We start from the raw sequence: 6,613 nt of genomic DNA on the forward strand, positions 1-6,613 counted from the left end.
CAATACCAGCGCACAGCCCAAAGAATGATTTCGCCCTGAAAATGCCGACCATGGAAAGGATTCATATGCTGCACCTTTAGCTAAAACAGTCTTCAGCTTACCATTCGTGGTTATTTGCAACAGTGCCCCATGAAGTGCCTGCCTGCGTCTGTTAGCCGAACGCCCCGCGCATGGCGCTCAAATAGCAGGACACCAAGGTTATCCTCCAGCGCTTTCACACGCGCGCTGACGCTCGACTGGCTGATACCAAGTGCCTTGGCCGCATGCCGAAAATTCAGATGCTCGGCGACGGCGATGAACTGAACAAGGGAAATGAGCGGTATCCTGCCAGACAGGATACCGACATTCACGAGGTTTCGATGGTTAGTGCGCCGCATCGGAGCGGGCCTGCTACCAGTCGTCGGTTAGACGACTGGCGACTTCTCGGTGGCAGCCCCACGGAGCCGAAGGAGCACCAGCCCCAACGAAACCAGTACCGCCATCGCCGTGGCGTAACAGATCACGGGCCACGCTGTGTCACCGTTTAAAAGTGCCACCGCCAATGTCCCGACAATGCTGACTATCAGGCTTTGAACGCAGAAGTAGAACGCGACCGCTGATCCCGCGATGTCGTCGAACTCTGCCAAAGCGCCGTTCGCGGTAACGGACACCGTGAAGACAATACCGACCGCGACAACCCACATCGGTAGGATGAAGGTGAGGAATGACGGCGAGCCGTAAAGTTCGCCGATCCCCAACAGGACCGCTCCGCAAACAAGCAACGCCATCCCACGCGCCACGCATCCTGCGATGCCCCATCTGGCGACAAAGGACTTCGCGAAACGGGTTGTCACGATCATTACAAGCGCGACAGTGGCGAAGGCAAAGCTGAATCCGATCTCGGAATATTCCGCTTGGCCTATGAGCACACGGGGAGCCGTCGAGAAGAAGACGAAGAAGGTGCCCATACCGGCGCTAAAGCCGACAGTGTAAACCCAAAAAGCCGGACTCGCGAAGATCGGCAAGACAGATCGGCGCGTCTTGACTTGATCCAGAGGGCGGGTTTCGTGCCACCTGAAACCCGCATTTAGGAGTGCGAGCATCGCCAGTATAGCCAAAGTAATGAATATCGCCTGCCATCCCAAGAACTCGCCGATCAATGCTCCGGCGATAGGGCCGAGCGCAGGCACGAACGCCAGCATCGAACTGAAAAGGCCGTAGATGACGACACCCTCAGGACGGTTGGCATAAACGTCGCGAACCGTCGCGAACGTCGCCACCAGCATGGCCGACGCGCCCACTGCTTGAAGTAGACGGAAAGCGACAAAGGCCGGTGCAGTTGAAGACCAAGCTGCTCCCAGAGACGCAATGACGAAAGCCGTTGCGCCCGCAAGTAGAATTGGCCGTCGCCCGATTCTGTCTGAGAGCGGACCAAAAATCACCTGGCCCACGCCGAGCATCACCATATAGAGGCTCAACGTGAGTTGGATCATAGCGGGCGTCGTGTTCAGGATGCCGGGCATCGCTGGAACGACAGGGAGATAAATATCCATCGCCAGTGAAGCGAGGATGTCGAAAGGAGCCATCAGCAGCAGTGCTGCCGGCAGCGTATAGGCCCACGCGGGGCGTGTGGTGGTCATGACGAATCAACCCTCGATTAAGGAATACCGGGCGACGTCTGCTCGTCAGCAATCAGATGAGACTAGCCTTACAGAGCGCCGCAACAACAATACTGGTTGTTGCGGCTTACTTGTCTGCTGACTTGGAATTTCCCATCTGATTACTCCACGCTTACGAATATGAATTGCTACATTTTATCCGATTATCTTTTGCTTCGCAATGCGGCATGGGCGCACTCAGCGTTCCAGCCCCCTCTGCCGCCCTAACTGCCACGACACCGACCCGCCCTGCACGATGCCCATAACCTCGCGGCCGAGTTGGCGGTCGATGATCGGCCGCCACGGGACAAGGGTGAACTCATGGGATTTCTCGACCACGGCGAACTTGCCGCTCGATAGATGCACGGTTCCGGTAAACTTGCCGCTGACGCTCTCGCCGTCCGTGGCGGCGCGGAACGGCAGGCCCTTACTCAAAGCCATATCCGATCCGACGCCGGCTACCTCGCGCTCCCGCAGGATGGCGAGAAGGTTGCGCCGGTAGAAGACGCGGCTGTCCCGGCTGCGGGTGGCGTCGCCCTGTTCGATATGGTGCTCGCGGCGCTGGTCCATGGCTTCGCGGACTTGTTGCCCGAAGCCGGTTGGCGCAAGGTCGGCCGTCTCGCCGTGGATCAGCCGCCGGTCCAGCCAGGTCGCGCCGTCCGATCCGATCTGTTTGTTCAGATCGACCGGGGAAAGGACGCGAACGCTGGCCTGACTGTCTCGGCCGGCGTCATGGGCGGCGGCACGGCTGACCAGATCATCGGGGATGCGCCATTGGTCGGCGTCGATCCGCTCGACGATACCGGCCCGGCGTAGCGCCTCCAGCCGGCGCACATGGGCATCGACATAGCCCTCATAGTCGCCGCCTGGAACGCGGCCCTCGAACTTGGCCTGCTCCAGATGGCGGCTCGGCCGATAGATGCCGTCCTTTGCAATGGCGGTAATGGTGCGGTCGGACGGCCGGGCTGCCGCCTCGGCGGGGCCGAGCTGGCCGGGTACAGTGCGGCCCAGGTGAAACGGATATGGGCCGAGGTCAGCCAGGCCGAAGCGAAGCAGCACGGCGCGTTCGTGGAGGACGCATTGACGGAAGCCGATGCCCTGGCCGCTGTCGGCCAGGATGAGCGCCAGGAGGAAAGGGCATGAAGAAGCCGAACCAAGACGACGAGCCGTTTTTCATCACCGAGGAGATTGCGGCCGAAATGATCGCCGGCGGCTATGAGTTCGAGCTGCCGCCCATTCCTTGCACCATCCGCCTACGCGACGTGCTGGAGCGCATGACCGATGCTGAGCTAGCATTGCAGCCGGGCGAGATCGCCGACCAGGAGCGTGAACGCTGCCGGCGCAAGCCGTGTTCAACCTCATGATCTGGTCATGGTATTTTTCATGGCACTGAGCCTGATAGTTCTTGCAAATTGTTGTCACTAAAGGGTTTTGTGTGCTTGTTTACAATCGAGTGGGAGTGACGGGCACTGGCTGGCAATGTCTAGCAACGGCAGGCATTTCGGCTGAGGGTAAAAGAACTTTCCGCTAAGCGATAGACTGTATGTAAACACAGTATTGCAAGGACGCGGAACATGCCTCATGTGGCGGCCAGGACGGCCAGCCGGGATCGGGATACTGGTCGTTACCAGAGCCACCGACCCGAGCAAACCCTTCTCTATCAGATCGTTGACGAGTATTACCCGGCATTCGCTGCGCTTATGGCAGAGCAGGGAAAGGAATTGCCGGGCTATGTGCAACGGGAATTTGAAGAATTTCTCCAATGCGGGCGGCTGGAGCATGGCTTTCTACGGGTTCGCTGCGAGTCTTGCCACGCCGAGCACCTGGTCGCTTTCAGCTGTAAGCGTCGCGGTTTCTGCCCGAGCTGTGGGGCGCGGCGGATGGCCGAAAGTGCCGCCTTGCTGGTTGATGAAGTACTGCCTGAACAACCCATGCGTCAGTGGGTGTTGAGCTTCCCGTTTCAGCTGCGTTTCCTGTTTGCCAGCCGGCCCGAGATCATGGGGTGGGTGCTGGGCATCGTTTACCGCGTCATTGCCACGCACCTGGTCAAGAAAGCGGGCCATACCCACCAAGTGGCCAAGACGGGCGCGGTCACCCTGATCCAGCGTTTTGGATCGGCGCTCAATCTGAATGTTCACTTCCACATGCTGTTTCTCGACGGTGTGTATGTCGAGCAATCCCACGGCTCAGCGCGTTTCCGCTGGGTCAAGGCGCCGACCAGCCCAGAGCTCACCCAGCTGACGCACACCATCGCCCACCGGGTGGGTCGCTATCTGGAACGGCAAGGCCTGCTGGAACGGGATGTCGAAAACAGCTATCTGGCCTCGGATGCGGTGGATGACGACCCGATGACACCCCTGCTGGGGCACTCGATCACTTACCGTATCGCTGTCGGTTCACAGGCGGGGCGAAAGGTGTTCACTTTGCAAACTCTGCCGACCAGTGGTGATCCGTTCGGTGACGGGATTGGCAAGGTAGCCGGGTCCAGCCTGCACGCCGGCGTGGCGGCCAGGGCCGATGAACGCAAGAAGCTCGAACGGCTGTGCCGGTACATCAGCCGCCCGGCGGTATCCGAGAAGCGGCTGTCGTTAACACGAGGCGGCAACGTGCGCTACCAGCTCAAGACGCCGTACCGGGACGGCACCACGCACGTCATTTTCGAACCATTGGATTTCATTGCAAGGCTGGCCGCCCTAGTACCGAAGCCCAGAGTCAACCTAACCCGCTTCCACGGGGTGTTCGCACCCAACAGTCGGCACCGGGCGTTGGTCACGCCGGCAAAACGGGGCAGGGGCAACAAGGTCAGGGTGGCTGATGAACCGGCAACACCAGCACAACGGCGAGCGTCGATGACATGGGCGCAACGGCTCAAGCGTGTTTTCAATATCGACATCGAGACCTGCAGCGGCTGCGGCGGCGCCATGAAAGTCATCGCCTGCATTGAAGACCCTATAGTGATCAAGCAGATCCTTGATCACCTGAAGCACAAAGCCGAAACCAGCGGGACCAGGGCGTTACCCGAAAGCCGGGCGCCACCGGCTGAGCTGCTCCTGGGTCTGTTTGACTGACGAGCCTGAAGGCCAACGATACCAATCAAAATGCTGCGTTCACAGCGCCGCGGCAGGGATCCGCCGTGCTGGTTGTCGGAAAAGGAGCCGCTAGTGGGAAAGAGGAGGGTAAATTTTCAGCGTTGCTGGCTCCCCGTCAGCCGGATTGGGTTGCATCGCAGGGGTGTCGAAAGAGTCAACTGCGGTCCAAAGCTGTTGGACTTGGGTGAAAAGGGCGTTTATTCTTCCTATACGTTGTCGGCAGCGGGCCAAAAAGGAATACGTCCATGCCCATCGAGGTGAAACCGGCTGTGAGCGCGGGTTCAAGCATATAGCCCGACAGGCGCGTATCCTTGCCGATCACGACACGATGGCGGTGGTCACCGCGACGAAAGACACGGCCAGCCGCCATGCCGACGCGCAAGGCGGTTTCCGCCGTCATCGCGCCTTCGTTGGCTTTGCCACGAATACCGTCTGTGCCGAAATATTTGCGCACCATAAGGTCGATTATCCTGTCGTCGGGTCGCCCTCAAAGGGGACATGCCTGCTGAACCGCGAATATAGAGAAATATCCCGAATGTGCAGTTAACGAATTCTTGCGGTTTCTTTCAGCGCCGCCAATACCGCCAGCCCGTCGCGCAAGGGGCGCGGCTCGTGTGTGCGGATGAAGTCAGCTCCACCTGCGGCGGCGGCAAGCTCTGCAGCGAGTGTCGCGGCCCCGACATCCCCCGGACCACGGCCTGTGAGCGCGCGCAGAAAGGATTTGCGCGAAACAGACAGAAGCACCGGCAAATCGAAGCGCAGCCGCAATTCATCGAACCGCGCCAGCACCGAGAGCGAGGTTTCGGGAGCAGCCCCCAGAAAAAACCCCATGCCGGGATCAAGGACAAGGCGGTTGCGTTTGATACCGGCACCCGTCAGCGCCGCGATGCGCGCGTCAAAGAACGCCGCAATGTGATCCATGATGTCGCCAGCGGGTGCCTCGCGCCGATCTGCCTGCCCGTCTTGCACCGAATGCATAACGACGAGTTTGGCAGATGATTTCGCCAATTGCGGATAGAACGCAGCGTCTGGAAAACCGCGAATATCATTGAGATAGGCCACACCACGCGACAAGGCATAGGCTTGCGTCGCGGGTTGATAACTGTCGAGCGAGACGGGAATGCCATCTGCCTTGAGCGCGTCCAGCACCGGCGCGATACGCGCGATTTCTGTGTCGGACGAAACAGGCGCGGCGTCGGGATTGCTGGATGCCGGACCGAGGTCGATCACATCTGCCCCCTCGGCCATCAGCTTACGCGCCTGCGCAATGGCTGCGTCTGGCGCCAGATACCGGCCTCCATCGGAGAAACTGTCCGAGGTTATGTTGACGATGCCGAAAATGATGAGCGATTTATTCATGGGGGCTTCTATAATAATCTCTGTACACGACAAAAATAGATAACTCATTGAAATAATGTCACAATAATTGTTTTCTAACGACGAATACTATGACACATCTCAATGAGTTATATCTTATCTTAAACAAATCTCTAAAATGGAACAAGTCACATTTAAAGTGCTTTGCGCTCATCATGCTTGTGATTATTTTAAAGCAAACATGTAATCTTTCTTCTGCATCTAAAGCCTTGCCCATCAAGTGTTTACCACAATCATTTTATCGACGTATGCAGCGCTTCTTTGCAGGTCAGTATTTTGATTATCGTCAAATTTCTCAGTTGATTTTCAATATGTTTTCATTCGACCAAGTGCAACTGACTTTAGATAGAACCAATTGGAAATGGGGAAAACGAAATATTAATATCCTGATGCTCGCAATCGTTTATCGTGGAATAGCGGGCACTGTTGCAAATAGAGATTTGAGTCGATGAAGTTCCTTTTTAAAAGTGCTTAGAGACCGAAAACCCTGTTGATTAGACACACTTCACC

The 6,613-nt window shown here is 57.8% G+C and carries 7 protein-coding genes and 2 pseudogenes; 4 read left to right on the forward strand and 5 right to left on the reverse strand.

Annotation, left to right across the window (positions count from 1 at the left end; genetic code table 11):
• Positions 1 to 110: 110 nt before the first annotated feature.
• The 3 genes from H4I94_RS15855 to H4I94_RS15865 form a co-directional block, all read right to left on the reverse strand.
• Positions 111 to 377, reverse strand: a complete 267-nt coding sequence (locus tag H4I94_RS15855; protein WP_077170324.1) for a LysR family transcriptional regulator — start codon at positions 375 to 377, stop codon at positions 111 to 113.
• 27 nt (positions 378 to 404) lie between these two features.
• The gene (floR, locus tag H4I94_RS15860) at positions 405 to 1,619 is read right to left on the reverse strand and encodes a chloramphenicol/florfenicol efflux MFS transporter FloR (RefSeq protein ID WP_000214119.1); all 1,215 of its coding nucleotides are present in this window, start codon (positions 1,617 to 1,619) and stop codon (positions 405 to 407) included.
• Between the two features lie 216 nt (positions 1,620 to 1,835).
• Complete coding sequence (locus H4I94_RS15865) at positions 1,836 to 2,696, reverse strand: DUF3363 domain-containing protein (protein WP_261183698.1); 861 nt, start codon at positions 2,694 to 2,696, stop codon at positions 1,836 to 1,838.
• On the opposite strand from H4I94_RS15865, the pseudogene H4I94_RS15870 reads away from it, so the two are divergent.
• The 3 genes and pseudogenes from H4I94_RS15870 to H4I94_RS15880 form a co-directional block, all read left to right on the forward strand.
• Positions 2,619 to 2,780: pseudogene (locus H4I94_RS15870) on the forward strand (resolvase); the annotation flags it as partial. The gene H4I94_RS15865 and the pseudogene H4I94_RS15870 overlap by 78 nt on opposite strands.
• The gene (locus H4I94_RS15875) at positions 2,777 to 3,001 is read left to right on the forward strand and encodes a hypothetical protein (protein WP_000743213.1); all 225 of its coding nucleotides are present in this window, start codon (positions 2,777 to 2,779) and stop codon (positions 2,999 to 3,001) included. The pseudogene H4I94_RS15870 and the gene H4I94_RS15875, both read left to right, overlap by 4 nt.
• A 210-nt stretch (positions 3,002 to 3,211) precedes the next feature.
• Entirely contained in the window at positions 3,212 to 4,705 is a 1,494-nt protein-coding gene (locus tag H4I94_RS15880) for an IS91-like element ISVsa3 family transposase (RefSeq protein ID WP_001120888.1), read from the forward strand.
• A 175-nt stretch (positions 4,706 to 4,880) separates the two neighbouring features.
• On the opposite strand, the gene H4I94_RS15885 is transcribed toward H4I94_RS15880, so the two are convergent.
• Both H4I94_RS15885 and sul2 read right to left on the reverse strand, forming a co-directional pair.
• On the reverse strand, positions 4,881 to 5,183 hold the full coding sequence (locus H4I94_RS15885; RefSeq protein ID WP_000251875.1) for a phosphoglucosamine mutase: 303 nt from the start codon (positions 5,181 to 5,183) through the stop codon (positions 4,881 to 4,883).
• 86 nt (positions 5,184 to 5,269) lie between these two features.
• Complete coding sequence (gene sul2, locus H4I94_RS15890) at positions 5,270 to 6,085, reverse strand: sulfonamide-resistant dihydropteroate synthase Sul2 (RefSeq protein WP_001043260.1); 816 nt, start codon at positions 6,083 to 6,085, stop codon at positions 5,270 to 5,272.
• A gap of 89 nt (positions 6,086 to 6,174) precedes the next feature.
• On the opposite strand from sul2, the pseudogene H4I94_RS15895 reads away from it, so the two are divergent.
• Positions 6,175 to 6,522 (forward strand): annotated as a pseudogene (locus H4I94_RS15895) (IS4 family transposase); the annotation flags it as partial.
• Positions 6,523 to 6,613 lie beyond the last annotated feature (91 nt).

Source organism: Acinetobacter sp. T_3_1 (genome assembly GCF_025377055.1).
GTDB lineage: Bacteria > Pseudomonadota > Gammaproteobacteria > Pseudomonadales > Moraxellaceae > Acinetobacter > Acinetobacter kookii.